Genomic DNA, 26,746 nt, shown 5'->3' with positions numbered 1-26,746 from the left:
ACCCTGGCCAACCTGGAACATCACCACTTCAAGTACGCCCTGTTCCGCCAACCCGGCGATGTCCACGTCCACTGCTTCGGCACCGCCACGGCGTCGTTCGCCGACGGCATCAAGACCCAGGACGGCGATGTGTTTGAAATCACCGCCGGTGGTTTCAAGTATGGCCTCAAGAACGAACTCAAGACGGACAGCGCCGAACAGGTGCTGACAAAAGTGCTATAAGCCCAGCGGTCCACAGAGGCCGCGGGACAATAACTCGATACAGGAACAGGACATGAAACAACATCTTGCCGGGGCGCTGGCCGCCCTGCTTCTCGCCGCCGCCCCTGCCCTGGCCGGTACGCCCGTCACAGTCGACACCACCAAGCCCGGCCCGCAGATCAGCCGCCACATCTTCGGCCAGTTCGCCGAACACCTGGGCACCGGCATCTATCCGGGCATCTGGGTGGGCGAAGATTCGAAAATCCCCAATACGCGCGGCATCCGCAATGACGTCGTCACCGCGCTCAAGGCCGTCAAGGTGCCGAACATCCGCTGGCCCGGCGGCTGCTATGCCGATGACTACCATTGGCGCAATGGCATCGGCGCAAAGGACAAGCGTCCCTCCACGGTCAACTACCTGTGGGGCCGCGTAGCGGAATCGAACCACTTCGGCACCCACGAGTTCATGGACTTCATCGAGATGATCGGCTCCGAAGCCTATGTCTCTGGCAATGTCGGTTCGGGCACGCCGCAGGAAATGTCGGACTGGCTGGAATATATGACCGCCGATCCGGCCATCTCGTCGCTGGCGCGCGAACGCGTCGCCAATGGCCGCAAGGAGCCCTTCAAGGTGCCGATCTTCGGCATCGGTAACGAAAGCTGGGGCTGCGGCGGCTCGATGACGCCCGAGCACTACGCCAACCTCTATCGCAACTTCGCCACCTTCGCCCGCAACTACGACAACGCCCAGCAGTTGCCCAACGGCGACTTCGATCCCAACGGCATGAAGCGCATCGCGTCCGGCGCCAATGTCGATGACTACAAGTGGACCGAAGTCATGATGGAGGCGTCGACCAAGCAGATCTTCAGCTGGACGCTCGACGGCCTGTCGCTGCACTATTATTCCGGTTACAACCAATGGCCGCCGCACTATTCCGGCGAAGGCTTCGGCGAGGATGAATACGCCCACGTCATTAAGTCGGCCTACAAGATGGACGAGCTGGTGACCAAGCATTCGGCGATCATGGACAAGTATGACCCGAAGAAGAAGGTCATCCTGGCCGTCGACGAATGGGGCACCTGGTACACTGCGGCCAAGGGCTCGAACCCGCGCTTCCTGCAACAGCAGAACTCGCAGCGCGACGCCATTGTCGCGGCCGTGACGATCAACATCTTCACACGCCACGCCGACCGCGTGCGCATGGCCAATATCGCCCAGATGATCAATGTCCTCCAGGCCATGATCCTCACCGAAGGCGACAAGATGGTGCTGACGCCGACCTATCACGTCTTCAAGCTGTACGTGCCCTTCCAGGACGCGACCTTCCTGCCCGTCCAGTATGACGCAGGCACCTACACCTTCAACGGCGTGACCCTGCCGGCGCTGGATGTCACCGCGGCCAAGGGCAAGGACGGCAAGGTCTATGTCTCGCTGACCAATATCAACCCCAAGGCACCGGCCGAGATCGACCTGGCCGCACTGGGCCTGAAAGCCAAAGGCGCCAAGGGTGAGACCCTGGCCGCACCGAAGATCGACAGCATCAACACCTTCGACAATCCGAACGTCGTGGCGCCGAAGGCGATCTCGGCTAAGGCCCAGGGCGGAAAACTGGTGCTGAAACTGCCGCCGCAGTCGGTGACGGTCGTGGCGCTGGATTAAAGGTTTTTGCAGGGGTATGCCGAGGCGGACGTATAGCGTCCGCCCGCCATGGGTCCCCTGCCCCCTTAAGTTGGTCGAGTAAGTCGAGTGTCAGCGGCTTAGGATATACAAATGAAAACCTCCCAGGCCTTTCGGGGCTTGGGAGGTTTTCATTTGTCCACCTTGAACTGTTGATGCTCAACCTGCTCGGTCAAGCTATCGAGGTGCAGGAGGCCGTGCCTCCTGCAAAACCTCAAACCGCCACCGGCCATCCGTCCTGCCAGCTCAGCTTCTGTATCCGCAGCGTCGGCCGGCCGCCGTTCTGGCTGTCATAGGCATGGTAGACAATGTGCTCGACATCGCCCTCCTGCAGGATATCGACGTGGCCTGGCCCCTTCCAGCGCCTGGTCGCGTCCTGATCGGCATGCAGGACGATTGTTCCGCCGCCGTCCTTCATCTTGCCCCCATCGCGATCCAGATATGGCCCTTCGACCGATTTCGAGCGACCAACAACGGTGTAGTAGGTGCTGTTGGCGCCCCGGCAGCAGAAGTCGAACGACGCAAACAGATAGTAGTATTCGCCCTTGCGGATGATGACCGGCGCCTCGATGGCGCCGGGGTCCTTGCGGCCAGCGATCGATCGCGGCAAGGCATTCTTTTTCTTGAGCTTGCCCGTCGCCGGATCGAGTTCGATGATTTTCAGACCCGACCAGAAGCTGCCGAAGCTCAACCAATGCCGGCCATCGGCGTCTTCGACATGGTTGGCATCGATGGCATTGTAGATATCGGTCTTGACCGATCCTATCACCTTGCCCTGATCCGTCCAGCCGAACGCCGGGTCGGAGGTATCGAGCGTCGGCGACGTCACCAGCCCGATAGCGGACTGGTTTGAGCCGAAGGTCGAACACGAATAGTAGATATGGAACCGGCCATTGAACCAGGCCACATCCGGCGCCCAGATCCCCTTGACGCCCGGTACCGCCGCTTCGGCCCATTGCGGAATGACCGGCATGACCGCGCCCTTTAAGGTCCAGGTAACAAGGTCCGGCGACGTCCGCCAGTGGATCAGCCCCTTCCCTTCGCGAAGCTGGCTGGTGCAGAACAGGTGGTAGGTCCCCTTGTCCTGGATAATACACGGATCGTGCACAGGCGAAATATCGCCCGTCAGGTCGATCGGCTGTCCCAGCGCCCTGCCTGACAGGCCCGCGCCTCCGGCAACAAGCGCCGTAGCCAGGCCGCCGACCAACTGTCTTTTCGTAATCATGGCATCCTCACGAAAAAGGCGCCGGCGTTGAAAGATCACGCCGGCGCCGTACTAGAGATTACCTGCCTGAGGCGTCAGGTGCCTGGAAGATATTAATTAAATCTCCAGCGCAGGCCAACAGCGAACTGACGGCTCCACAGGGTGCTGACGTGGTTGAACAGGTCCGGACCACCCGCATCGGCGAACTTGTAGTAGTTCTGGCCGATTTCGTCCGTCAGGTTGACGGCGTCGAACGAAATCGAGAGACGGTCGTTGATGTCGTAGTTGATCTGGAAGTCGACGCTCTTTTCAGGCTTGGCCCAGACCCCCAGCGGGTTGGCGAACAGACGCGCTTCGTTGAAGGCCAGGAAGTCGTCGCGCCAGACATAGGACAGGCGGGCGCCGACCGGGCCGCGGTCATAGGCGAGCGTGGCGTTGTACGAGAAGTCCGAGACGCCGAAGAAGGACGACTGGTCTTCACCCAGCAACACCGGCGTAACGCCCGAAGTGTCGTAGAGCGGAATGTTCTGCGACGAGTCGAGCCACGTGGCGCTGGCCTGGACACCGAAGCCTTGCAGGATGCCCGGCAGGTTGTCCGGGAAGTAGGTCAGGCCCAGTTCCGCGCCGGTCAGCTTGCCGTTCGAAGCGTTGACCGGCTGGTTGATCAGGAAGGTCGAGGTGTTCAGACCGCTGTTGGTGATTGTGAAGATGTTCGGCGAAGTGATGACGAGGCCCTCGATCTCGCGGCTGAACAGGGTCAGGTGCACGACGCTATCACGGGCAAAGTACCATTCGAACGCGATGTCCTGGTTCTTCGACTCGGTCGGCTTCAGATACGGGTTACCGCGCGAGCCCGAGCCGCGACCGATATTCGACAGGTCGCCGGTCAGGGTAAAGTTCGGGTTCAGGTCGCCGAAGTTCGGACGACGCAGGGTTTCACCGTAGTTATAGCGGACGCGGATATCGTTCGTGATGTCGTAACGCAGGGTCACGTTCGGCAGCAGGCGGCTGACTTCGGCCGACTCCGTACCGATATTCCCTGTGAGGCGATCCTGGAAGGCCATGTCGGTCGTGACGCTGACATAGCGCACGCCGATATTGGCCAGCAACGGACGGCCGAACAGTTCAGGCTCCAGGTCCCACATGACATAGGCCGAGGTCGTCGCTTCCTGAACGTCGAAATCCTTGTTCATGACGAACTGGTCGCTGGTCTGGAAGGTCGGCTTGACCGTCTTGTACTGCGTACGGATGTCATCGGCATGCTCATAGAGCCAGTGACCGTTCGGCAGCACCCACGACTGCGGAACATCCGCGCGGCCGTCGAAGAAGTTCTCGTTATAGAACATCGCCTCTGCCGGCAGCGAAGACAACGGACGGCCCAGCACCGGAGCATCCTGGCCGCGGAAGTACGATTCCGCGCCGCGATCGTCATAGCGGAAGCCGAAGCTGAACTTGCGCACGATGCCATCGTCGCTGGCCCAGTCGCCGTCCAGCGACACCGTCAGGGCATCGCCCTTCTGGCGGTCGGAGTTGTCGTAAAGCTGCGCGATCCCCCAGGCGGTCGGATCCGTCAGAACGTTCGGGTCGGTGAAGTGATAGGCGGGCAGCCCTTCGTCGGCGTTGAAGTCGATCACGACGTCATGGCCGGCGCGCTCGGTCCGCATGGCGAAGAAGTTCGAGGTGAACTCGCTGGTCTGATACGACAGGTCGCCGACCAGCACCAGGTTATTGTCAAAGGTCCACTTGCCGTTCAGGGCGAACACGTGGGTGTCGGTGCTCTGTTGGGTGTAGTCGGACGAGTTGAAGCCGTAGACGTCATTGACGGCGCGCGACTTGATGATGTTCGTGTCGGGAATCAGGGTGAAGGTCGGGTTCGGTCCCAGCGATCCCCACCAGTCGACGAAGGTGAACAGCATGCTGTTGAAGATCTTGTTGCGGTAGCCTTCGTAGAAGTATTCCGCGGTGTATTCGGCGTTCTGGCTCGGGCGCCACTGGAAGGCCATGTTGACGGCCGGACGTTCACGATCACCCTGGAGATCGGTAGCGATCATGGCGTCGCGCGACAGGTAGTAAGGACGGTCGACGCCGTCGACCTTGAGCGTCGAGCCGGGCGCGTAAGGCAGGCCGGTTTCCAGTCCCGTCGGCCAGGGCGAACGCGGATTGTCGGGGAACAGGCGCTCCAGCTTCACGAAGCCCGGGGGTGGGTTCTCGGTCAGGAACGGCACGCTGGCGCCGACGTTCAGGTCCTGGTTGCGGTACTTGGTGGCGGCATAGGAAAGGTTCACCAGGGCGCCGACCTCACCCGCGCCGGTGTCCCAGCGGTTGGACAGCAGGGCGCTGACGTTCGGGTTAAATTCACCGCGCTGCTCGTGATAGATGCCACGCGCAGCGACAGAGATTTGCGGACCCTTGAAGTTGAATGGACGGTGCGTGCTCACGTCGATCTGGCCAGCGATGCCGGTTTCGATCTGATCCGCCGTGCGTGTCTTGAAGACGTCGATACGGTTGACGAGGTTGGACGGGATGTCCTGGAGCGCCAGTTGACGGCCCGTGCCGGTGAAGACGAAGCGGCCGTTCCAGGTCGTGGTGACGTCCGGCATGCCGCGGATGGAGATGCCCGAGACTTCACCGTTGGCGCGGTTGGTCACCTGGACGCCCGGAACGCGCTGCAGCGCTTCGACAACGTTGTTGTCGGGCAGCTTGCCGATATCTTCGGCGATGACCGAATCGACGATCTGGGTCGAGCGGCGCTTGACGTTGACCGCCTTGGCCATACTGGCGCGGACGCCCTTGACGACAACGATTTCATCGTCCGCCGGCGCTGCGGCGGGCGCGGGGTCCTGGGCAAAGGCGGCCGGTGCGGCGAAAGTGATGGCGAGGACGGAGGCCGCGGCGGTCAGGCCGAGACGCATGGCATGGCCGGAACGGTGTCCAGGCTTCTTTACAGACATATTGTAACTCCCTGCTGATAGACGGTTCAATTATGCGAACTCTCTGATCGCAATATTTGTCCGACAAAAAGAGCAAGTCAAGATATGGCAGGCCGAATGGACATATTTTGTCTGATTTATAGCAGCGTGTCTCAAATACGCAACATATCGTTAATCTATTGTATTTTAATGGAAAAAATAGTGACGCGCCATTTATACATGAAAATAAAGCCGCGCCGCCTATAGGACCGGCCGTCAATCCAAGTCCGACAAAAAAGCGCAGCCAATTTGCCGGACGTCTTTAAGCGACATTGCGTCTAACAATATTTCCGCATCAACGTTTCAGGCTGAAGACGTTCCAAGACTGCGGTTTCAAACGCGCCGTAAACAGGCTGCCTTCAACCCCGGCCGAATCGTTCGGCTTCGGCGATACGGCGTCGGGATCGTCCTTGCTGTTGATCTTCTTGCGATCGGCATCGTGCAGTTCGCTGGCTTCGGCAACCTTCAAACCCGTCAGGCCGCGCAGGTCTACCGACAGGTCCATATCGTCCGTCGTCGAGCGGTTGAGCGCGAAGATCGCCACCTCCCCTGTTTCCGGATTGTGGATGCCGGTCGCCAGCAGGTGCGGCACCGCGCCGTGCGCCTTGGTGTCAAAGGTCGTCGTATCGACCTTCAGGCGCAGGACCTCGCCATGACCAAAGCGCGAGGCGGCGGCGATCGGGTGGAAGATGGTCTGGCGCCAGGCCGGGCCGCCGGTTTCGGTGAAGATCGGACCGATGACGTTGACCAGCTGCGCGAAGCAAGCCGCCTTTACGCGGTCGGCATTGTTCATCATGACGATGAGCGCGCCGCCGACAACCAGGGCGTCTTCGAAATTGTAGATTTCCTCCAGCAGTTCCGGCGCCTGCGGCCAGCCCGGCTTCTTGATGAACTGCGGATGGTGGGTGCGATACCAGACGTTCCATTCGTCGAAGCTGAGCATGATGCGCTTCTTGGAGCGGCGCTTGGCGGCAACCGCATCTGCGACGGCGGTGATTTCCTTGATATAGAATTCCAGATTGTCGACCTCGCCGAAGAACTCGGCGATGTCGTCGTCGTCGTTGCGGAAATAGGCGTGCAGGCTGATCATGTCGACCTGCTCGAAGCACTCGTCCAGCACCTCGTATTCCCACTTGGCGTAGGTCGGCATGGCGCGCTGCGATGAACCGCACGCCGCCAGCACCAGGTCCGGGCTGATCCAGCGCATGATCTTGGCGGTTTCGCGGGCGACGGCGCCGTATTCCTTGGCCGTCTTGGCGCAGGTCTGCCACGGCCCGTCCATCTCGTTGCCCAGGCACCAGAACTTGATGTCGTGGGGTTCTTCGTGACCATGCGCCTTACGCAGGTCAGAGAACTTGGTGCCGCCCGGATGGTTGCAATATTCGATAAAGTCGCGCGCCTCGGCCGGGCCGCGCGTGCCCAGATTGACCGCGAACATCGGCTCGATATCGGCCTTGCGGCACCAGGTGATAAACTCATTGGTGCCGAACTGGTTGGTCTCGGTCGAGGCCCAGGCCAGGTCCAGGCGCACCGGGCGCTGGTCCTTGGGCCCTACCCCGTCCTCCCAGTCATAGCCCGACAGAAAGTTGCCGCCCGGATAGCGCACGATGGTCGGCCCCAGTTCCTTGGTCAGGGCCAGGACGTCGCCGCGAAAGCCGTGCTCGTCGGCCGTCGGGTGGCCAGGTTCATAGATGCCGCCATAGACGCAACGGCCCAGGTGCTCGACGAAGGTGCCGAATACGCGGCGATCCAACGGTGCGACGACAAAATCGCGGTCGGCGACCACTGTGGCTTTTAAGGTCATAGGCTTTAGTCTCTAGAGAACATGGAAAAGAAGGTCGTTGACGCGGTGTTCGGCGTCCTTGAGGGCTTGGGCAACCGGCTTGTGGCCGGTAATGGCCGAAGCCATTTCATCACCGATAATGTCCTGGATGGCGATCTGACGCTCGACGCCGGCCGGAAGGGTCTGGCCGACCGTGGCCAGGGCGACGATGCCGTCACGATGCGGCAGGCCCAGATATTGCGGGCTGCGCGCAATGTCGGCCTGGGTCGGCAGATGACCGGTGCGCGACCAGTCATAGTCGCGCTGTTGCAGGAACTTCATCAGACGGATGACCGCGGCGCGTTGTTCGGGCGTGCGCTCGCGCCTGGGCATCACCCAGGCGTGGCCATCGACATAGGCCGTCTGCTTGCCGCCATAGAGCATCGGGTATGGCCTGACGGCATAGCCGGCGGAGAGCGGCCGGCCCGGCGTATTCGCTTCGGCCTCGAAAGCGCCGATCATCCACGTGCCGACCATGCATATCCCGCCCTGCCCGTTCAGGAAGGCCGCCATCGCCGCCGGGTAATCTTGCGCCGGCGCCATCAGGCCTTCGGCATAGATCTGGCGGAACAGTTCGACGATGCGGCGCGCTTCCGGCGTGTCGAGGCGGATGTGCTTGTTGTCCGGGAAGAAGACCGCGTTCTGGTCCAGCAGATAGGTGTAGATGTTGCGCGTGAAGGCGGCGCGTTCATTGTCGGTCGGTTGCAGCAGGTACGGCAGGCCTGTCGCTTGCTTGAACTGACGCGCCTGAGCCAGCAACTCGTCAGGGCTGTGCGGCAGGATGGGTTGCCCGTCGCGGACCAGGCCGGCCTTCTGGAACAGGCCCATATTGATGTGCCAGAGCTGCGTCCAGTTGTCGAACGGCATGCCGTAGACATGGCCCTTGACGGTCACGCCGTTACGCGCCGCCGGCGTGAAGTTATTCACGTCGAGACCCACCTTGGCGAAATCGGCATCGAGCGGCTCGATCAGGCCGCGCGACACGAAGTCCGGCATGACCGACATATGCATGGTGACAACGTCGGGCGGATCGCCGGCGGCGTACTGCGCCGACAGCTGGTCGTAGCCCGGCCACGGCGCGATATTGACCTTGAGCCGGATGTCCGGGTTCCGCTTTTCGAAGTCGTCGAGGATCTGGGTGACGATCTCGCATTCGCCGTCGGGGTTGCGCAGCGGCGGCTGGCCCTTCGGCACATTGGCGCGGCATTCACCGAAGATGCGCTGAACGCTGATTTCGGTGACCTCGCTCTTTTCGGAACACGACCCGAGCGCCAGGAGTGCGACTGCCAGGAGGAGCTTTTTCATCGCGCCGCCGCTCCCGACACCGCCTTGACGATGTACTTCTGGAAGATGATGTAGACGACCAGGATCGGCGTGGCGGCGAACACCGCCTGGGTCATCAGATAGCCCAAACCACTGGTCTGGGCGAAATTGATCTGCGACGCCGCAAGGCCCACGGTCAGGGTAAACATCTCCGATCGCGTCGCCGAAATCAGCGGCCACCAGTATTCATTCCAGGAAGCCAGAAATGTGAAAATCCCTAGCGTGGCTTGTGCCGGCAGGGTCAGCGGCAGAAGAACCTTCCAGAAAACCTGGAAACGTGAGGCGTTATCAAGCAGCGCGGCCTCGTCGAGTTCCTTGGGGATGGCGCGGAAATACTGCGTCATCAGGAAGACGCCGAAGGGCGCTGCCAGGCCCGGCAGGATCAGCCCCGGATAGGAGTTATGCAGGTGCAGCGCCGTGAACAGCTGGTGGCGCGTGATGATGACGGCTTGCTCAGGGATGGCCAGGCCGAAGAGGACGAACAGGAATAGCTTGTCGCGGCCTGGAAAGTCGAGGCGCGCAAAACCGTAGCCGGCCAATGACGACAGGACCAGTACGCCCAGGGTCGTCAGGCCCGACACGATCACCGAATTCATCAGCCAGCGGAAGACCGACGAGTTGTTGAGAATGTCGATATAGTTCTCAAGCGTGTACGGCCCGTGGAAGGCATTGGCGGTGGAGCGCATCAGCTCGCCATTGGCCTTCAGCGACAGCAGCACCGTCCAGATCAGCGGGATCAGCATGATGAAGCCGAGCACGATCAGCGTCACCAGCACCAGCGTGTTGCGGAGGGATTTATGAGAAGCGTGGCTCATGACGACACCTGCTTGCGGCTGGTGACGAAGTACTGGATCAGGGTGGCCAACAGGATGATGCCGAACAGGATCTGCGAGGCGGCGGCGGCATAGCCGATGTCCCAGCGGCGGAAGCCGACTTCGAAGATGAACAGCACGATCGGCCGCGAAGCGCCGTTCGGTCCGCCCTGGGTGATCAGTTGCGGCTGGCCAAAGAGCTGGAATTGCAGGACGCACTGGAAGATAGCGACCAGGATGACGGTGCGGCTAAGCGCCGGCAGGGTGATCGACCACAGGGTGCGGAACCAGCCGCTGTTGTCGAGCTCGGCGGCCTCATAGATGTCCTGCGGCACCTGCTGAAGCGCCGACAGATAGAGCATCATCGGCAAGCCCAGGCACCACCAGACGGTTATGATCGCCATGGAGATCATGACGAGGTTGGGATCACTCAGGAACGGAATGGCGTCGAAGCCCATGGCGTGGCGGATATTGGCCGCCAGCCCGCCTTCGGTCATCAGGATCATGCGCCAGATCAGGGTGACGATGGTCACCGACAGGACCGACGACGAAAAGAAGACGCCGCGGAAGATGGCCGCGGTGCGGTCGCTGCGGTTCAGCAACAGCGCCAGAAACAGCGGTATGACCGTCAGGGGCGGCACGGTCAGCAGCACGAAATAAAAGGTGTTGGCGACCGACTGCAAAAAAACGGTGTCCTTGAACAGGCGCGCGAAGTTCTCCAAGCCGACAAACTCACGGCCGCCGAACAGGTCGGCTTTGAACAGACTCAACCCCATGCCGGAGACCAGCGGGAAGATCAGCAGACAGAGATAGGCGATCAGGTACGGCGCCACGAACAGGGCGTTCGACCATTGCCGGGAAGCGGCCCGGGCGCCCATCAGGCGGCCTCGTCGGCGTGGTAACCGTCGCCCGTGCCGGAGAACAGGTGTGCGCGGGCGCCATCTATGCGCAAGTGAATGGCGTCGCCCATGGCCACGCGGCTGTTGCCGGCGTCTTCGGCGGTGACCGGCGTGCCGTCAGAGAGTTTCGCATAGACCAGGGTGCGCTCACCCAGGCGCTCGACGAACTCGACCGTTGCGGGATGGCCGTCATTGGACACCTTGACGCATTCCGGGCGCAGGCCCAGCCGCCAGTGATCGGAAGCCGGCAGGCCCGCCATCGGCACACGCGTGGCGATCTTGGTGCCGGCGACGATGGCGACCGCGAAACCGCCCTCGTCCTGAATCGTGGCTTTCAGAATATTCATCGACGGCGAGCCAACAAAGCCGGCGACAAAGACATTGGCCGGGCGGGCATAGATCTCCATCGGCGAGCCGACCTGCTGGACCTTGCGGTCCTTCATGACGACGATGCGGTCGGCCAGGGTCATGGCCTCGACCTGATCGTGCGTCACCAGGATCATGGTCGCTTTCAGGCGGCGGCGCAGTTGCGCCAGTTCCAGCCGCGTGCGCATGCGCAGGGCGGCGTCGAGGTTCGACAGCGGCTCATCGAATAGGAAGAGATCAGGGTTCTTGACGATGGCGCGGCCGATGGCGACGCGCTGCTTCTGGCCGCCCGACAGTTCGCCGGGCTTGCGCGCCAAAAGGCCGTCGAGCTCGAGGATGCGCGCGGCATCTTCGACGCGGCGGCGGATTTCGTCCTTGGCAACGCCGATGTTCTTGAGGCCAAACGCCATATTGTCGGCGACAGACATATGCGGATAAAGCGCGTAATTTTGAAACACCAGCGCGACACCGCGCTGGCCCGGCGGCAGGTCATCGACGCGGCGGTCGCCGATATGGATTTCGCCGGCATCGACGGTTTCAAGACCGGCGATCATGCGCAGCAGCGTGGTCTTGCCGCAGCCCGATGGCCCTAAAAACGCAATGAATTCATTGGGCGCGATCTGCAGCGACACATCATCCAAAACCTGCGTCGTGCCAAACGCCTTCGAGACGTTTTTGATGTCGATGCCGCTCACGGCTACTCCCTGCTTCCTGGCCGGCGCTTGATCGGCGTCGTTTCACTCCGGGTCTGGCAGCGCCTATTTTGACGCTTTACTCAGACAAAATGGATGTAACACCGAAGGCGGAGGCCAGCAAGTGGCAAACGTATGACAAATTCACTTCCCCGCACGGCGACTTTGCCAAGCACCGAAGGATGTTCCTGATGACGGGACCGAACCCTGCGTGGCATGCCCGAAATATTTGTCGGACCAATGCGTTCTTGGGAATTTGGTATATCGTCAGTTAAGCGAGCGAAACGCATCACTTTTTTATATTCGTTCTGGCATATGAAGGACGTGCCTGAGAGCACGTAATTAGACGGGCCGGTCTTCATCGCCCCCCCTAGCCAAAGCCCGGCCCGTCTAATTGATCTTCCCGTAACCGGCTGGAAAGCCGGTTTTTTCGTGCCGTTTCCCAACCTGCAGGCAGCAAAAAGGCCTCGGCAATCCCTGCCAAGGCCTTTGTCGCCCCAAGCCCGCAGAAGCTGCAGGCTATCCAAATTTTGCGGTCCCAAATTCAAGACCTGTGCATAAGTCTCATCTTTTTTGCTTTTGGTCAATGCGCATTTATCGCATCCTTATTTTTTTGCCACGCCATTGCCCAAATTCGGTCCCTACTGCGTCCACACAAAGGTCGCGCCGGATTGCGCCGGCAGGCTATAGCTGAAGGTGCGCGCCGCGGAGCTGACCACGAAAGTCTTGAGCGCCGTTCCCGCGTTGACGGCGATCAGCGCGATCGAACCGTCCGGATTCTTGAACGCCACAGTATCGATGCCGCCCAGGCTATCCGACGCGATGCGGACGGCGCCGGTCTTCACGAACTTCGAGGCATGGCCAAAGGCATAATATTCGAGATTGCGCGTCACGGCGCCGGTCTTCGAATCGATCGTCACCACGCCCCGACAGTTGCCGCAACCGCCCTTGTGCGGACCGAAGTTTTCATCGAGCGCCAGGTTCCACATCAGCACGCCCTTTGACCAGTGGCGCGTCGAATTGACGACCAGCGTCTTGAGCGTCCAGGCAAAGCTTTCGCCGAATGCCGAAGCCCACTCACCGCCTGAGCACTCGGTAAAATAGGTTTCCTTGTCCGGATAGGCATTATGGACGCTCGATTGTGCCGAGACATCGCCGCCATAGCAGTGCCAGGCCACGCCCGCGACGTAAGGATTGGCGGTCTTGTCGCCCAGCACGGTCAAGGGCGAACTGGCCAGGTCCCAGTTGTGGTCGTAGTCGAGGATCTTGACGCTCTTCCCGCTGGCGGCCAGCTTCGGACCCAAGTGCCCGCCAATGAATGCGGCGCGCGAGGCCGGTTCAACGCGCATGCCGGGATAGTCGGCCGGCTCGAAGCCCGGCTCGTTCTGCAAGGTCAGCATGGTGATCGGCACGCCTTCGTCACCCATGGCCTTGACGTAGCGCGTCAGGTAGTCGGCGAAATAAGGATAGGCTTCGGGCTTAAGCGAACCGGTGATCAGGCTGTCGCTCGTCTTCATCCAGCCGGGCGCGCTCCACGGGCTGGCCATGACCGTCAGCTTCGGATTGAGCGCTAAGGCCTGCTTGACGGTCGGTATGACGTCGGTCCTGGCTGAAGCGATCGAGAAATGCGCCAGCGACGGATCGGTCTGGCCGGCCGGCATGTCATCATAGGAATAGTGGGTCGAGGAGAAGTCCGACGCGCCGATGGTCAGGCGCGTGAAGCTGAAGCCCAGGCCAGCGTCGCTGAACAGGTCGCGCATCAGGGCGTCGCGTTGTGAAGACGACATCTTCTGCTGGATCAGATAGGCCGAGGCATCTGTAATCGAAGCGCCAAAGCCGGTGATCGACTGGAAGGTCTGGGATGGATCGACGGTGATGACGGTGCCGGTGGCCGCACCACCGACCATGGTCAGGTCGGCCTGCGGCGCCAGAAGTTTCGACTTGTCGCCGGTCGTCTCCCATACCTTGACAGTCAGGCGGGTCGCGGCGGGCGTGGTCGGCGCGGCAGGGACGCCACCACCGGAAGCACCGCCACACGCCGTCAACGGGATGGCCATGGCCAGAACGGTGGCAAAAGTCGACGCCAGAAGGCGATTGCGAAACGCACGCGTCATTGAGGTCATGGGTTACATCCTTCCTGCGGCGACCTGCCCTGCGACATAATCCGCATGCGACGGCATGACACCGACGCACTTGGTGATGACGCGGGCAATGTCATTGAGATATCTTATGATTCTTTCGTCGGGCTGGAGATCGACAAACGGATCGTAGCTTTCGGGGATCAGGCCCTGGCCGATCAGCACCTGGATCCAGCTCTCCTCGGCGAACAGTTCCTCGCCGTCCTTGAACACCCGCCCGGCGGCGGCGAAATTGTCGAGCTTGCGGCGCAAGGCTTCGGGCAAAGCGATGTCGCGGCAGGCGCGCCACAACGGCTCGTCGCGATTGTTGAGATAGTAGTGGGCGATGATAAAGTCGCGAATGCGTGAAAACTCGAACTCGCTCTGGGCGTTGAACTCATCGATGGTGCGCGGGTCAAAGGCTGTGTCCGGGAAGAGCGACAAGAGACGCAGCAGATGGCTCTGGATCAGGTGAATGCTGGTCGATTCCAGCGGCTCGAGGAAACCGCCCGAAAGCCCGATGGCCACGACATTGCGATTCCACGACTTTTTACGGCGGCCCGTGGTGAAGCGGATGACGCGCGGATCAGCCAGGGCCTCGCCATCAAGATTGGCCAGAAGCGTCGCTGTCGCCTCGTACTCGCTGATGTGGGCGCTGGAAAAGACATAGCCATTGCCTATGCGGTGCTGCAATGGGATGCGCCACTGCCAGCCGGCGGCGCGCGCCGTCGCCTTGGTATAGGGCACGAAGTCGGGCGTCGAGGCGCACGGCACCGCCACGGCGCGGTCGCACGGCAGAAGGTGCGTCCAGTCTTCATAACCTGTCTTCAAGGTCTGTTCGATCAGCAGGCCGCGCAGGCCTGAGCAATCAATAAACAGCTCGCCGTCGATGCGCTCGCCGCCTTCCAGCACCACCGCCTCGATGAAGCCATCGTCGCTGCGTTGCGCCACGTCGATGATCTTGCCTTCGGTGCGGCGGACGCCCCTGCCCTCGGCCTCACCGCGCAGGAAGCGGGCAAACAGGCCGGCGTCGAAATGGTAGGCATAGGCGATGTCACGCAGCGGGCTCTCCGGCATGTCCGGCCGCGAGCGCATGAAGCGCCCGGCATAGGCTGCCGCCGTGTTGATCGAATAGTCCGCCAGGTTTTGCGGCACGCGGCCGCTACCACGCGCCTTGACCCAATAGTGGTGCATGCGCAACCAGCCGAGGTCCTGCCCTATCTTGCCGAAGCCGTGCATGTAGCTGGAACCTTCGCCGTTCCAGCCGTTGAACGCGATGCCCAGCTTGAACGAAGCCTGGGTCGCCCGCATGAAGGCGTCTTCGTCGATCCCGGCCAGGCGGTTGAAGGTCTTGATCGCGGGGATAGTCGCCTCGCCAACCCCAATCGTACCGATCTCATCGGACTCGATCAGGCGAATGTCGAGATTGGTTGCCAGGCGCGACAGGAGGGCGGCGGCCATCCAGCCGGCGGTCCCTCCCCCCGCGATGACGACTTTACGGATTGGCTGCGGCATGCGTGGGACACCCTGTCACATTCGCCACGTCCAGCGTGGCCGTTGCCGCAGGTTTAGCATAGCTGAGGCCATAGCCCACCGGGAACAATGCCGCGCCTTCGCACGGCGTCGCCGGCCACGAGAACGGCAGGACGCCATGGAAGTCCTTGCTGCCGAACAGGACGTCGGTGACGCCCTTGCCTTCGGTGCCCGGCAACCAAGCGGCCACGAACGCGTCCGAGGCATTGATCAGGTCATTGGCATAGACGGTGCGGCCGGATTCAAAGACAGTGACCACCGGCTTGCCCTTGCCCGATACGGCCTTCAAGACATCAAGATCGGCCGGGAAGCGCGCACTGTGTGAGATCAGCTTACCCGGCTTGATGTCCCCCGCCCCTTCGGCATAGGGCGTTTCGCCGATGACGGCGATGACGGCGTCGAACTGGCTGACATCGACATCGGCGCCCGTGGCGCTGTAGGTGATCGTGCCGCCGGTATTGGCCGATTTGATCGCGCTCAGCACGCTGTCGGCATTGGGATAGTCAACATTGGTATTACCCGTGCCCTGCCAGGTGATGCTCCAGCCGCCAGCTTGGTTGGCCAGGTTGTCGGCGCTCTTGCCGACGACCAGCAGCTTGCTCCCGGCCTTCAGCGGCAGGGCGGCCTTTTCGTTCTTGAGCAGGACCAGGGTTTCGGCGACGGCGCGGCGGCCGAGTTCGCGCGCCAGCAGTGCCGAAGGTTTGCCGGCATAGGCATTGGCTGACGGGCGGGCGCCAAACAGGCCGGCGCGGACCTTGACCCTCAGGATGCGTGTGACGGCGTCATCGATTCGGGCCTGCGAGATCGTGCCCGCCTCGACATCGGCGACGGTCTTGTCGATGAAATTTTTCCAGTCGAACGGCACCATGATCATGTCGACCCCGGCATTGATGGCCTGCGGGCAATGGTCGTTGCTGCAGCCGGGGATCTGCGAAATGGCGTTCCAGTCCGAGACGACGAAGCCGTCAAAACCCATCTTGTCCTTGAGGACGTCGTTGAGCAGGTAGCCATTGCCGTGCATCTTGCCCCAGGCCTTGCCCGTCACCGGATCGGTCCAGCTGTTGTAGGATACCATGACGGTCTGGGCGCCGGCCTCGAGCGCGCCGAAATAGCCAGGCGCGTGGGTATTGATCAGGTCGGTCTCGGAGACTTTCGTGATGCCCTGGTCGATGCCTTGGTCGGTGCCGCCGTCACCGATGAAGTGCTTCGCCGTGGCAATGATATTGCCGGCCTTTTTGAAGTCGCCCTGCATGCCGGTCGTGTAGGCCTCGCCATAGGCGCGGACCAGTTCAGGGTCGGACGAAAAGCTTTCATAGGTGCGGCCCCAGCGCGGGTTCTGCACGACGGCGACGGTCGGCGAAAACGCCCAGTTGACGCCGGTGGCGCGCGCGGCCCTTGCCGTGGCGACGCCGATCTCGCGGACCAGTTCCGGGTTGCGCGCAGCGCCCAGGCCGATATTGTGCGGGAAGATGGTGGCGCCGTAGACGTTGGAATGGCCGTGCACCGCGTCCGTGCCCCACAGCAGCGGAATCTTCGCGGCATTGTAGAAGCTGTCGGCCATGGTGATCCAGGTTTTCGGCGTCGCGTGCTTGTCCATATTGGGCCACGAGCCGCCGCCATTCAGCACCGAGCCGAACTGGTAGGCCTTGATGTCCGCCGGGGTGACGGTTTTGATCTCGACCTGCGTCATCTGGGCGATCTTCTGGCGCAGCGTCATGCCGGCCAGCAGTTTCGCCACCTTCGCCTCGACGGCCGCATCGGGAGAAATCGCGGAGGTTATCTTCGGCCACCCTTTCAGCGGCTCGGCGGAAACGGAGCCGGCGGCCATGACGGCGGCCATCATGGCGATGCGTGCGGCGGTATTGAGCAGGGACATGGCGATATCCTCGCGGCTTTAGCGCTGCCGCGTCATGAAACTTGATATTCGGGAAAAGGACGGAGGGATCCTGGGGATCGATCCCTCCGCCAAAGGACCTTGCTGCCGGTTCGGTTCCGGCAACCAGGGAGAAGGCTATGCTTTATCGCAATAACTAGCCGAAAACCGGTGACCACTTTTGGCTACGCCGAACGTTGTTTCGGCATATTGCGACTACTGGAACTTATACGAGAAGCCGAACAGGATGGTCTGGCCGTATTCCTCGTAGTTTTCCGGGAAGGAGGTGCCGTCGGCCGCGCGGTTTTCGCTGACCTTGAGCTGGGTCTGATAGTCCGAATTGGCCAGGTTGTAGCCCTGGATCATCCAGGTCACGCCTTTAAGCGGCCCATCCTGCATCTCGTAGCTCAACTGCGCGTCGACCTGGTTGTCGGCCAGGATACGGGTAACGGCGCGGTTGGCATAAAGCGCATAGGCTTCGCCGAGGAAGGCCGAGCGATAGCGATAGCTGACGCGCGCCGAGAAGCCGTTCTTCTCGTAATAGCCGGTGACATTGGCGACGTCGCCCGAGAAGCCCGGAAGCTTGGACGGATCGATCGGATCTCCGGACTCGACGTCGGTCCAGCCTCTGGCGAAGCTGCCGATGACGCCAAAGCCCTGCAGCCAGTCGGCCACCAGGGCGCCGTCGAGCGCACCCGAAAGCTCGATGCCGCTGACATTGCCGCCGCTGTCGTTCACCGGCAAGGTAAAGCGGCCGATATTGCTGATCGGCGGGATACCCGACGGATTGGACCAGCCGGTGAAATCATAGGCTGTTGTCTGGCTGCGGATATAGTTGCGCAGCACCTTCTGGAAGAAGGCCGCGCCGATATAGCTGGTGCGGTTGAAGTAGCGCTCGTAGGAGAAGTCGAAACCGTCGGCGATCCACGGCTTCAGGTTCGGGTTGCCGCCACCACCGCTCCAGGTGCCATCGACGCCGACGCCGGCATTGCGGCTGGCGCGCATGTCGTCCATGCGCGGACGGGCCATCGAACGCGCCGCTGCGAACCGTACCACCGAGTCGTCAGTCACATCCAGGATCAGGTTCAGGCTTGGCAGGAAATGGCCGTAGGTGGTGTCGGTCGACACCCACTTGCCGACCGCCGGAACCAGGGGCCCGTTGGCGCGCGACACGATTTCGTTGCCGGCCGAGGTCTGCTTGGCCTCGACATATTGCAGGCCGAAATTGCCGCGCAGGCCGTGCGAACCGAGCGCGCTGTCGATGGTGAATTTGGCGTAGGCCGTCAGCAGCTCTTCGTCCACCTGCCAGTATTTGTTGAGATTGTCCTCGTTCTTGATGGCGCGGCGGTCGTAATACTTGCCGACGACATTGGTCAGGTCGTAGGACAGCACCCCGCCGAAATTGGCCCAGTCGAGATTGGTCGGCTCGTTGAGGTCGGCATCGGCGACGCGGACACGCGTGCCGTGGCAGTCGCTGGTTACCTGGTCCCAGCCCTTCAGGCACAGGTCCCACTCATCGACGCCCTTGGTCTTGGTCCGGTGCGAGAAGTCGACGCCGAATTCGACGCCCTTGACGCCGCCCCATTCGACATCGTGCGCGGCCGAGATGCGCGAGGTCAGCAATGCATCGGTCACCCGCGGCGTACGGATGGCGCCGTCGTGGCCCCAGCCGCCCCAGGGGGCAGCATCGCCGAGATAGACATTGTTGGCATCGGCGTAGTTGAAGCCCGGATCGAGCGACGGGAAACCGCCGTAGGCGATGTTTTCCTTGATGGTGTCGAACGTGCGCGTAACCGGCGTCGGGCTGGTGCCATAGCCGGCATAGGTTTCGGCGATGGTTTCCTTGCGGACGGAACGCGAATAGCCGAGATCGACGACGGTGCGCCAGTCGCCGATATTGAAGCGGTTGTTCGAGCCGAACGAGAACATTTCGTCGCGGCGCAGGTTGTTGTCGTTGCGCACAATCGGCGCGACGCCGCTGACGGTCGCTTCCTGCACGACCGGCGAGCCGCCGATATCGGACACCTTGACGTCCGAGAAGCGGACATCGTCGGTCCACTGGGTCTGGTACCACTGGGCGCCGTGGGTCACTTCGTCCTGGTCAAAGACCGAGTAGTAGAAGTCGTTCACGCTGCGGAAATTGTCGTTCGGCTTGAAGTCAAGAACGGCCATGTAGCCATCGCGGGTCTGGTCGCGCGACGTCGCCCAGATCTCGACGCCGTGCAGGCCCATGGCGTCGCCATTGCCGGCGCCGAAGCGCGGCACAGCCGGCGATGAACCCGGGACATCGCCCTGCTTGTCCCACCACCAGCTCTTGGAATGCTGGAGCTGCGACGGATCATCGAGGTGGGCATAGGACAGGGCCACGCCCAGCTTGCCATCCATGAACTGGTCGATATAGGCGACGCTGAGGCGGCTGCCCCAGACGCTGGTGTCGGCGTTGAGTTCGCCATTGGTGTTGTAGGAGCCGCGGACATTGACCGACAGGACGCGCTGCTTGTGATCGAGCGGGCGCACCGTATTGAGCACCACCGTGCCCGACAGGCCCTGGCCGGTCAGCGACGCGTCCGGCGTCTTGTAGACGATGGCCGAGGCGACCATTTCAGACGGATACTGGTCGAATTCGGCGGCGCGGTTATCACCCGATGACACCTGCAGGCGGCCATTCAGAAGCGTCGCGGCGAAGTCGCCCGACAGGCCACGAATCGAAATGGTCTGCGAACGGCCGCCGACGCGCTGGGCGGCCAGGCCCGGCAGGCGGGCCAGGGATTCGGCGATTGAGGCGTCCGGCAGCTTGCCGATGTCTTCGGCGGAAACGGCTTCGACGATCGAGGTGCTGCGCTTCTTCAGCGTCAGCGAGTCCTGCAGGCCGCGGCGGATGCCGGTAACGACGACGGCGTCGCCCTCTTCGCTGGGTGCGGTCTCAGCTTGGGTCGTCGCGGTATCCTGCGCATAGGCGCCGGTCGCGGCCATGGCGAGGATCAGCGCACACGCGGCTGTGGCGTGACGGTGTCTGGCTTTCATTTGTTTTCCTCCCGTATCGGAATATGTGCCCCCGCCCTCTTGACGGAGCGGAATTGGAAGCGCTTCCAACGAATGCGCAGATACGCCGGTTCATGTCAAGTCCAACATATCGAAGATTTTTGAAACCGCTCCCAATTGCGGCGAATTCACGACGCCCGTGACGGAAATGGCACGCATTGTCGCAGTGGAACTGCTTATGCGTACTGGTGAAATGCCACGGGGTTAATCGCGGGTTAACGAGTCGCGATCGGCGAAGCGGCCGCTCACCGCGCGAGAAACACGCGGGCGGTCAGAAATGGAAGCGCTTCCATAAATTATACGTGAGCGGGCTGGCTCGCGGCGGCGGATTCGCGGATCACCACCCGGTGGGCGATGGCTTCGAAACGCGGCGGCGGGGCAGAGCCCCCGGTCTTGACGCGCTCTACGATCATCTGGACGGCGCGATAGCCCATGGCTTTCAGGGGCTGGTGGACGGTCGTCAGCGGCGGCCAGATGATTTCCGACACCGGCGTGTCGTCGAAACCCACCACCGACAGGTCACGCGGCACATTGAGCCCCATCTTGTGGATGCTGAACAGGGCGCCCACGGCCATGTCGTCATTGGCGCAGACGAGCGCGGTGATCCCTTGTCCGTCCTTCAGCAGGCCGGGAGTCAGTTCGATCCCCGACTTGAACGTGAAGTTGCCACGCGCCGCCACCACGGCGTCCTCGCCGATGCCGGCCTGGGCCAAGGCGCGCAGGAAACCGGAATAACGCTGCTCGGCTGACAGGTGGCCCTGCAAGCCCTTGAGGAAACCGAAACGGCGGTGGCCGAGGCCGACCAGATGCCGCGTCAGTTCATAGGCGGCGACCTCGTCGTCAATGCCGACGCCCGAAGCCAGCTTCTGCGCCGCCTCGCCGGGCGAGATGCAGACGACGGCCACATTGCGCCCCTGCAACTGCTCCAGAAGGTCGGTGTCATCGGAAAAGGGGGGCGTCAGGATCAGGCCGTCGCACCGGCTCTGGTCAACGAATTCGATGATGCGCGTTGCCCGGGTCAGCGAATGCTGATTGGCTGTGTGCATGACCAGTTGAAAACCGAACTCGGTGCAGGCGCGCAATGCGCCCAGTTCCAGGCCGGAATGATAGAATGAGTTGGGCTCGCTATCCAGGTCCGAAGCGTAGATCAGCCCCAGCACCTGGGTCCGGCCGCCGGCCAGGAAGCGCGCCTGCATATTGACCTTGTACTGCAGCTTCTCGACGGCTTCGAGAACGCGCGCCCGCACCTCGTCACGGACATTGGGTCCACCGTTCAGAACGCGGGAGACCGTGGCGCGGCCGACGCCACTCAGCGCGGCGACGTCGTCGATGGTCGGTTTACGAGCGGGCAAAGGCAGCGTCCGGTTACTGGAAAGTCGGTGCAATCATTTCGTGTTTTGGCGCACTTGTCCATCCACTGTGTGCATCACGCCGTCAAAGCCTCTTTCTATAATCATACAATTACGTCTATACCTGTCGCCAATATGGAGGCACCGAAGCCCTCCGCACCAGACAAACAGGCAGGTTGCGAATGATCACAGGTTTGACGCGCGCGCTTTTCATCGCCCTTTCGCTTCTTTGCTTTGGTGCGTCGCCCGGTCTTGCCGCGCCCGAAACCGAACGGGTCTACCTGTCGGGCCAGGGACCGAAGGACGCCGTCCCGTGGGAATTTTCCGTCACCGGCGGCCGCCGCGCGGGCGAAACCACGACCATTCCCGTGCCGTCCAACTGGGAGCAGCACGGCTTCGGCACCTATAATTACGGCGAACAGCGCCTGGCACGCAGCAACGAACACGGACTCTACCGGCTGCGTTTCACGCCGTCGGCGGATTGGAAGGGCAAGCGCGTCCGCCTGGTTTTCGAAGGCGTCATGACCGACGCGACGGTCAAGGTGAACGGACAGGTGGCGGGGCCGACGCATCAGGGCGCCTTTACGCGCTTCTCGTACGACATCACGGACAAGCTGAAGCTGGGCCAGGACAACATGCTGGAGGTCGATGTCGCCAAGGAATCCAGCAACCGCGATACCAATTGGGCCGAACGCGACGCCGACTACTGGGTGTTCGGCGGCATCTTCCGGCCGGTCTGGCTCGAGGTCTCGCCGACCGAAGCCATCCGCCACGTCGCCATCGATGCCCGCGCCGACGGCAACCTGACCGCCGATATCCAGTTCGACGGCGCCCGCGAGGCGACGCGCGTCCAAGGCCAGGTGGTCACGCTGGACGGCAAGCCCGCCGGCGCGCCGGTTTCCTTCACCCTGCCCGCTGGCGGCGCCGGCAAGGTCCGGCTGGCGACGCGTATAGATGCGCCTGCCCTTTGGACGGCCGAAACACCGAACCTCTACAGATTGAAACTGTCGCTCTACAAGGGCGATACGGTCATCCACACCACTTCCGAACGCTTCGGGTTTCGGACCTTCGAGGTCCGGCCGGGCCAGGGACTTTACCTCAACGGCCAACGCATCCTGCTGAAGGGCGCCAACAGGCACAGCTTCCGCCCCAAGACCGCCCGCGCGCTCGACCGGCAGGACAGCTATGACGACGTCCGGCTGGTCAAGTCCATGAACATGAACGCCATCCGCATGTCGCACTATCCGCCTGACCCGGCCTTGCTGGAGGCAGCGGACGAGCTTGGCCTTTATGTTCTCAATGAACTGAGCGGCTGGCAGCACGCCCACGACACGGTCAATGGCCGACTCCTGATCCGCGAAATGGTCGAACGCGACGTCAACCACCCGAGCATCCTGTTCTGGGACAACGGCAATGAAGGCGGCTGGAACCGCGATCTCGACGGCGAATTCGCGCTCTACGACCCGCAACAGCGCCGCGTCCTGCATCCATGGGAACTGCACGACGACATCGACACCAAGCACTATTCCAACTGGGCCGACCTGACCAAGCGCCTGGCGGACAAACATCTCTTGATGCCGACCGAGGTCCTGCATGCGCTTTATGACGGCGGCGCGGGCGCGGGGCTCGAGGACTACTGGAATGCCATCGCCGCCTCACCGCGCGGCGCCGGCCTGTTCCATTGGGCGCTGGTCGACGAAAGCATTGCCCGCACTGATCGCGGCGGCGCCATCGATTCGTTCAGCACCTATGCGCCCGACGGTCTTGTCGGCCCCAATCACGAAAAGGAAGGCAGCTACTTCACCATCCGCAACATCTGGTCGCCGGTCCAGATCGCGGCGCCGGACCTTTCGGCGGCGTTCGACGGCACGCTGAAAGTCAGCAATCTCTACGACTTTACCTCGCTCGCGCAGGTGCGCTTCACCTGGCGGACGATCCGCTTCGCCAGCCCGGCCGCCAAGACCATCGCGCCCAAGGTCCTCGCCAGTGGAACCTTTGCCGGTCCTCAGATCGCGCCCCATGGCAACGGCACCTTGAAGCTCGACCTGCCCCGCGACTGGCAAACGGCCGACGCCATCACCCTGACGGCTACCGGCCCGGACGGCCAGGACGTCTGGACCTGGACATGGCCGGTCTCCGCGCCAACGCTTCCCGCTGCTCTCACGAGCGGCAAGGCACATCTCGTCAGGACGGGCGGCGATATCCGCATGACCGCCGGCAAGACAACCGCAACCTTCGACCCGGCGACGGGCCTGCTTCGCCACATCAGCAAAGGCAGTAAGACGATTGCGCTGAGCAATGGACCGCGCCTCGTCTTCGCGCGGCCGCGCGACGCGCAACCCGCCTGGACCGAGGTGACAGGCAGGGGCGGAGCGCAGATCGCGGCGCAGATGGCCAATGTCATCGAGATCGACCTGCCGCTTGAAAAGACCGACAGCTATGCCGGCTTCAAACTGGAGATCAGCGACGGCACGGCGTGGCGGACGATCTATGACAGCACGCGCCGCGCCTCCGATGGCATCCGTTACAATTTCCCGCCGCAGATGGTATCGGCCGTGCGCTACTCCACGCCCACCAGCGAGGCGGGCCGTGTCATTACGCCCAAGACGGTCCGCATCGGTTTCGAGGCCGACCGCTTCCCCCTCCCCGCGGGTCCTGCCATCGTGACCACGGGCACCGCGGATGGTGAGGCCTGGCTGGAAGCCCGGTCCGAAACCGGCCTCGGCCGCTTCCGCTGGACGCTGCGCGGCGACGGATCACTGAAGCTCGACTACAGCTACGCCATCACCGGCAACTACATCTATCACGGTATCACTTTCGATCACCCGGAAGAGCGTATTCAATCCATCCGCAGCCTGGGCAAAGGGCCCTATCGCGCTTGGCAAAACCGCCTGCGCGGGCCGGAACTCGGCGTCCGCGAAGCCAAAAGCAGCATCGACCGCCCCGGTGCGGCCGTCTATCCGGAGTTCCAGGGCTATTTCGCCGGCCTGCGCTGGGCGCGCTTCGATACCGATGCCGGTGCGTGGCTGGCCTCCAGCGCGTCCGACCAGACTTACTTGCGCGTCGGCACGCCGCAACTGGGGCATATCAACACCTCGCCAGAGTTCCCGGCCGGCGATATCTCCTTCATGCAGGCCATTCCCGCCATGGGCTCGAAGTTCGTTACCCCGGAAAACACCGGCCCGGCCAGCCAACCCGCGCAGGCGGACGGCACCTATTCAGGCTCCCTGGTGTTCACGATTATGGAGCCCGGACGATAACCGCTATCGCAGCCTGCGCCACAGGGCAGCGTCGCTGAAGTCGGTGACCGCCATGTCCGCTCCGGCAGCCTCAAGGACATCGCGGCTCTGCGCGCTCAGGAGGCCGACGACATAGAGGCCTGCTCCCTTGGCCGCGATCACGCCGGGCACGGAGTCCTCGAAGGCGATCGCCTCCGCGGCCCGGCAGTTCAGGCGTGACAGCGCTTCGAGATAGGGCAAGGGATCGGGCTTGGCGCGCGGCAGGAGCTCGCCATAGACAATGGTGTCGAACCGGCTGGTCAGGCCCAGCGCCCCCAGCATATGATCGACATTCAGCGACGGCGCATTGGTAACGAGACCGACCTTCAGGCCCCGCGCGTCCGCCCACGACAGCAGCCGGTCAAGACCGGGCGTCGGCGCAAGCGTCGTGGCCAGCCGGCGAAACGCCGCCTCCTTGGCGTCGGCGAAGGCGCGCTGCTGGACCAGGGGCATGTGCGGAAAGTAACGCGCGAAGATGTCGGCATTGGAATGACCCGAGATATGGATGCGGAAATCATGCTCGGTCAGGCCTATGCCCTCCTCGGCGAAGGTCGCCTTCATCGCCTCGAAATGCACAGGATCGGTGTCGCTCAGCGTTCCGTCGAGATCGAACAAGAGCGCCTTCAGGTCAGGCATCGGCGCGAAGGGCGATGGGCTGGCCGGCCAGCCGCGCCGCGTACAGGATGGCGCCGACACCGGGCGAATACAGCGGTTCGACGATGTCATAGCTGCGCGACAAGGCGCTTAGGTGCCGGCGCAGCGGTTCGAGGATCATCTCGCCGCACTTGAAGACACCGCCGGAGTAAGAGACGCGCACCCTTTCGTCGGACGGAGTGTCGAGCTGCAACCGGATGGCGTCGACGATCGCGGCCAGTTCGCGCCCCGCCTGGTCGAATATGCCGCGCGCCGTGACGTCGCCGGCGTCGACCGCGCGAGCGACCAGTTGCGACATAGCGGCGATCTTGTCGCGCGACGGCGGTTCGCGGCCGAAGACGGCGCCGCAGATATCGAGGTCGACCTTCAGGTCCATCGCGGCCATGAAGACGTCATACAAAGGCCCTTTCGGCAGACGTCCATCGCCCATGCGCGAAAAGGCGTTCAAGCCCTGGACGGCGATCCAGTGCGCCGAGCCCTCGTCGGAAAATATCTCGCCCCAGCCGCCGCCGCGCGCCGACCGGCCCGCGTGCTCGCCATAGCCGATCGACCCTGTGCCGGCCACGATGTTGATACCATCTTCGCCACCCAGCGATCCGGCCCAGCCGCAGATCATGTCGTTGCCGCAGCGATAGCGATGATGGCCGAGAACCGCTTCCGGTATGACGTCGAGAAAGGCCTGGGCGTGGGAATCCTCGCCATAGGCCGGCAGTCCGAAAAAGGCGTAGCGCACCTCTTCGGGCCGCACGCCGGCGCCGTTCAGCAGGGTGCCCACGCCTTGAGCCAGCAGTTCGTGCAGGCCGTCGAAGCCGATCTGAATATAATAGCTGGTCCCCAGCTGGTGGCTGGCGACGACGTGGCCGGTTTCATCCGCCAGGACGAAGCCCGTCTTGGTGCCGCCGCCATCGACGCCCAGAAAGTAGGACCGCGCCAT

At 62.5% G+C, this 26,746-nt stretch carries 16 protein-coding genes and 1 pseudogene; 3 read left to right on the top strand and 14 right to left on the bottom strand.

Annotated features, from left to right (window positions below):
• Nucleotides 1-222 (top strand): annotated as a pseudogene (locus J2X24_RS20995) (AraD1 family protein); the annotation flags it as partial.
• Nucleotides 223-274: 52 nt separating this feature from the next.
• The gene (locus tag J2X24_RS20990) at nt 275-1,861 is read left to right on the top strand and encodes an alpha-N-arabinofuranosidase (protein WP_209725824.1); all 1,587 of its coding nucleotides are present in this window, start codon (nt 275-277) and stop codon (nt 1,859-1,861) included.
• A gap of 232 nt (nt 1,862-2,093) precedes the next feature.
• On the opposite strand, the gene J2X24_RS20985 is transcribed toward J2X24_RS20990, so the two are convergent.
• The 12 genes from J2X24_RS20985 to J2X24_RS20930 form a co-directional block, all read right to left on the bottom strand.
• Nucleotides 2,094-3,104, bottom strand: coding sequence for an arabinan endo-1,5-alpha-L-arabinosidase (locus tag J2X24_RS20985; RefSeq protein WP_209725822.1), 1,011 nt, complete (start codon nt 3,102-3,104; stop codon nt 2,094-2,096).
• Nucleotides 3,105-3,196: 92 nt separating this feature from the next.
• Nucleotides 3,197-6,034, bottom strand: a complete 2,838-nt coding sequence (locus tag J2X24_RS20980; protein WP_209725820.1) for a TonB-dependent receptor — start codon at nt 6,032-6,034, stop codon at nt 3,197-3,199.
• 313 nt (nt 6,035-6,347) lie between these two features.
• Complete coding sequence (gene arfA / locus J2X24_RS20975) at nt 6,348-7,856, bottom strand: arabinosylfuranosidase ArfA (protein ID WP_209725817.1); 1,509 nt, start codon at nt 7,854-7,856, stop codon at nt 6,348-6,350.
• Nucleotides 7,857-7,868: 12 nt separating this feature from the next.
• Nucleotides 7,869-9,179 carry an ABC transporter substrate-binding protein gene (locus tag J2X24_RS20970; protein WP_209725814.1) on the bottom strand — a complete coding sequence of 437 codons (1,311 nt, stop codon included), beginning with the start codon at nt 9,177-9,179 and terminating at the stop codon, nt 7,869-7,871.
• Nucleotides 9,176-10,012, bottom strand: a complete 837-nt coding sequence (locus tag J2X24_RS20965; RefSeq protein ID WP_209725811.1) for a carbohydrate ABC transporter permease — start codon at nt 10,010-10,012, stop codon at nt 9,176-9,178. The genes J2X24_RS20970 and J2X24_RS20965 overlap by 4 nt, the downstream gene beginning before the upstream one ends.
• Nucleotides 10,009-10,887 carry a carbohydrate ABC transporter permease gene (locus J2X24_RS20960; protein ID WP_209725809.1) on the bottom strand — a complete coding sequence of 293 codons (879 nt, stop codon included), beginning with the start codon at nt 10,885-10,887 and terminating at the stop codon, nt 10,009-10,011. Before J2X24_RS20960 ends, J2X24_RS20965 begins: the two co-directional genes overlap by 4 nt.
• Nucleotides 10,887-11,969 (bottom strand): ABC transporter ATP-binding protein, encoded by a 1,083-nt coding sequence (locus J2X24_RS20955; protein WP_209725807.1) that lies wholly within the window; start codon nt 11,967-11,969, stop codon nt 10,887-10,889. The genes J2X24_RS20960 and J2X24_RS20955 overlap by 1 nt, the downstream gene beginning before the upstream one ends.
• Nucleotides 11,970-12,607: 638 nt before the next feature.
• Nucleotides 12,608-14,089: a glycoside hydrolase family 30 protein gene (locus J2X24_RS20950; RefSeq protein WP_245345006.1), complete on the bottom strand. Its 1,482-nt coding sequence runs from the start codon at nt 14,087-14,089 to the stop codon at nt 12,608-12,610.
• 3 nt (nt 14,090-14,092) lie between these two features.
• Nucleotides 14,093-15,598 carry a tryptophan halogenase family protein gene (locus J2X24_RS20945; protein ID WP_209725805.1) on the bottom strand — a complete coding sequence of 502 codons (1,506 nt, stop codon included), beginning with the start codon at nt 15,596-15,598 and terminating at the stop codon, nt 14,093-14,095.
• Nucleotides 15,579-17,492 carry a glycoside hydrolase family 3 protein gene (locus J2X24_RS20940; protein ID WP_209725803.1) on the bottom strand — a complete coding sequence of 638 codons (1,914 nt, stop codon included), beginning with the start codon at nt 17,490-17,492 and terminating at the stop codon, nt 15,579-15,581. Before J2X24_RS20940 ends, J2X24_RS20945 begins: the two co-directional genes overlap by 20 nt.
• Nucleotides 17,493-17,705: 213 nt before the next feature.
• Complete coding sequence (locus tag J2X24_RS20935) at nt 17,706-20,513, bottom strand: TonB-dependent receptor (RefSeq protein ID WP_209725800.1); 2,808 nt, start codon at nt 20,511-20,513, stop codon at nt 17,706-17,708.
• A gap of 314 nt (nt 20,514-20,827) precedes the next feature.
• Nucleotides 20,828-21,883, bottom strand: coding sequence for a LacI family DNA-binding transcriptional regulator (locus J2X24_RS20930; protein ID WP_209725797.1), 1,056 nt, complete (start codon nt 21,881-21,883; stop codon nt 20,828-20,830).
• A 179-nt stretch (nt 21,884-22,062) separates the two neighbouring features.
• Here J2X24_RS20930 and J2X24_RS20925 point away from each other — a divergent pair, with 179 nt between their 5' ends.
• On the top strand, nt 22,063-25,140 hold the full coding sequence (locus J2X24_RS20925) for a glycoside hydrolase family 2 protein (RefSeq protein WP_209725795.1): 3,078 nt from the start codon (nt 22,063-22,065) through the stop codon (nt 25,138-25,140).
• A gap of 3 nt (nt 25,141-25,143) precedes the next feature.
• On the opposite strand, the gene J2X24_RS20920 is transcribed toward J2X24_RS20925, so the two are convergent.
• Both J2X24_RS20920 and J2X24_RS20915 read right to left on the bottom strand, forming a co-directional pair.
• Entirely contained in the window at nt 25,144-25,794 is a 651-nt protein-coding gene (locus J2X24_RS20920; RefSeq protein WP_209725793.1) for an HAD family hydrolase, read from the bottom strand.
• Nucleotides 25,787-26,746, bottom strand: coding sequence for an N-acetylglucosamine kinase (locus J2X24_RS20915; protein ID WP_209725792.1), 960 nt, complete (start codon nt 26,744-26,746; stop codon nt 25,787-25,789). The genes J2X24_RS20920 and J2X24_RS20915 overlap by 8 nt, the downstream gene beginning before the upstream one ends.

The sequence above is a fragment of the Asticcacaulis solisilvae genome (assembly GCF_017875235.1).
GTDB classification, from domain to species: domain Bacteria; phylum Pseudomonadota; class Alphaproteobacteria; order Caulobacterales; family Caulobacteraceae; genus Asticcacaulis; species Asticcacaulis solisilvae_A.
Note: the sequence above shows the minus strand (reverse complement) of the source record. Positions and strands in the feature narration are given on the sequence as shown.

Excerpts from the sequence above, each read along its gene's own strand:
- J2X24_RS20940 (WP_209725803.1), bottom strand. The coding sequence starts at position 17,492 with ATGTCCCTGCTCAATACCGCCGCACGCATCGCCATGATGGCCGCCGTC.
- J2X24_RS20925 (WP_209725795.1), top strand. The coding sequence starts at position 22,063 with ATGATCACAGGTTTGACGCGCGCGCTTTTCATCGCCCTTTCGCTTCTT.
- J2X24_RS20950 (WP_245345006.1), bottom strand. The coding sequence starts at position 14,089 with ATGACCTCAATGACGCGTGCGTTTCGCAATCGCCTTCTGGCGTCGACT.
- J2X24_RS20915 (WP_209725792.1), bottom strand. The coding sequence starts at position 26,746 with ATGGCGCGGTCCTACTTTCTGGGCGTCGATGGCGGCGGCACCAAGACG.
- J2X24_RS20990 (WP_209725824.1), top strand. The coding sequence starts at position 275 with ATGAAACAACATCTTGCCGGGGCGCTGGCCGCCCTGCTTCTCGCCGCC.
- J2X24_RS20985 (WP_209725822.1), bottom strand. The coding sequence starts at position 3,104 with ATGATTACGAAAAGACAGTTGGTCGGCGGCCTGGCTACGGCGCTTGTT.
- arfA (WP_209725817.1), bottom strand. The coding sequence starts at position 7,856 with ATGACCTTAAAAGCCACAGTGGTCGCCGACCGCGATTTTGTCGTCGCA.
- J2X24_RS20970 (WP_209725814.1), bottom strand. The coding sequence starts at position 9,179 with ATGAAAAAGCTCCTCCTGGCAGTCGCACTCCTGGCGCTCGGGTCGTGT.
- J2X24_RS20965 (WP_209725811.1), bottom strand. The coding sequence starts at position 10,012 with ATGAGCCACGCTTCTCATAAATCCCTCCGCAACACGCTGGTGCTGGTG.
- J2X24_RS20960 (WP_209725809.1), bottom strand. The coding sequence starts at position 10,887 with ATGGGCGCCCGGGCCGCTTCCCGGCAATGGTCGAACGCCCTGTTCGTG.
- J2X24_RS20920 (WP_209725793.1), bottom strand. The coding sequence starts at position 25,794 with ATGCCTGACCTGAAGGCGCTCTTGTTCGATCTCGACGGAACGCTGAGC.
- J2X24_RS20980 (WP_209725820.1), bottom strand. The coding sequence starts at position 6,034 with ATGTCTGTAAAGAAGCCTGGACACCGTTCCGGCCATGCCATGCGTCTC.
- J2X24_RS20945 (WP_209725805.1), bottom strand. The coding sequence starts at position 15,598 with ATGCCGCAGCCAATCCGTAAAGTCGTCATCGCGGGGGGAGGGACCGCC.
- J2X24_RS20935 (WP_209725800.1), bottom strand. The coding sequence starts at position 20,513 with ATGAAAGCCAGACACCGTCACGCCACAGCCGCGTGTGCGCTGATCCTC.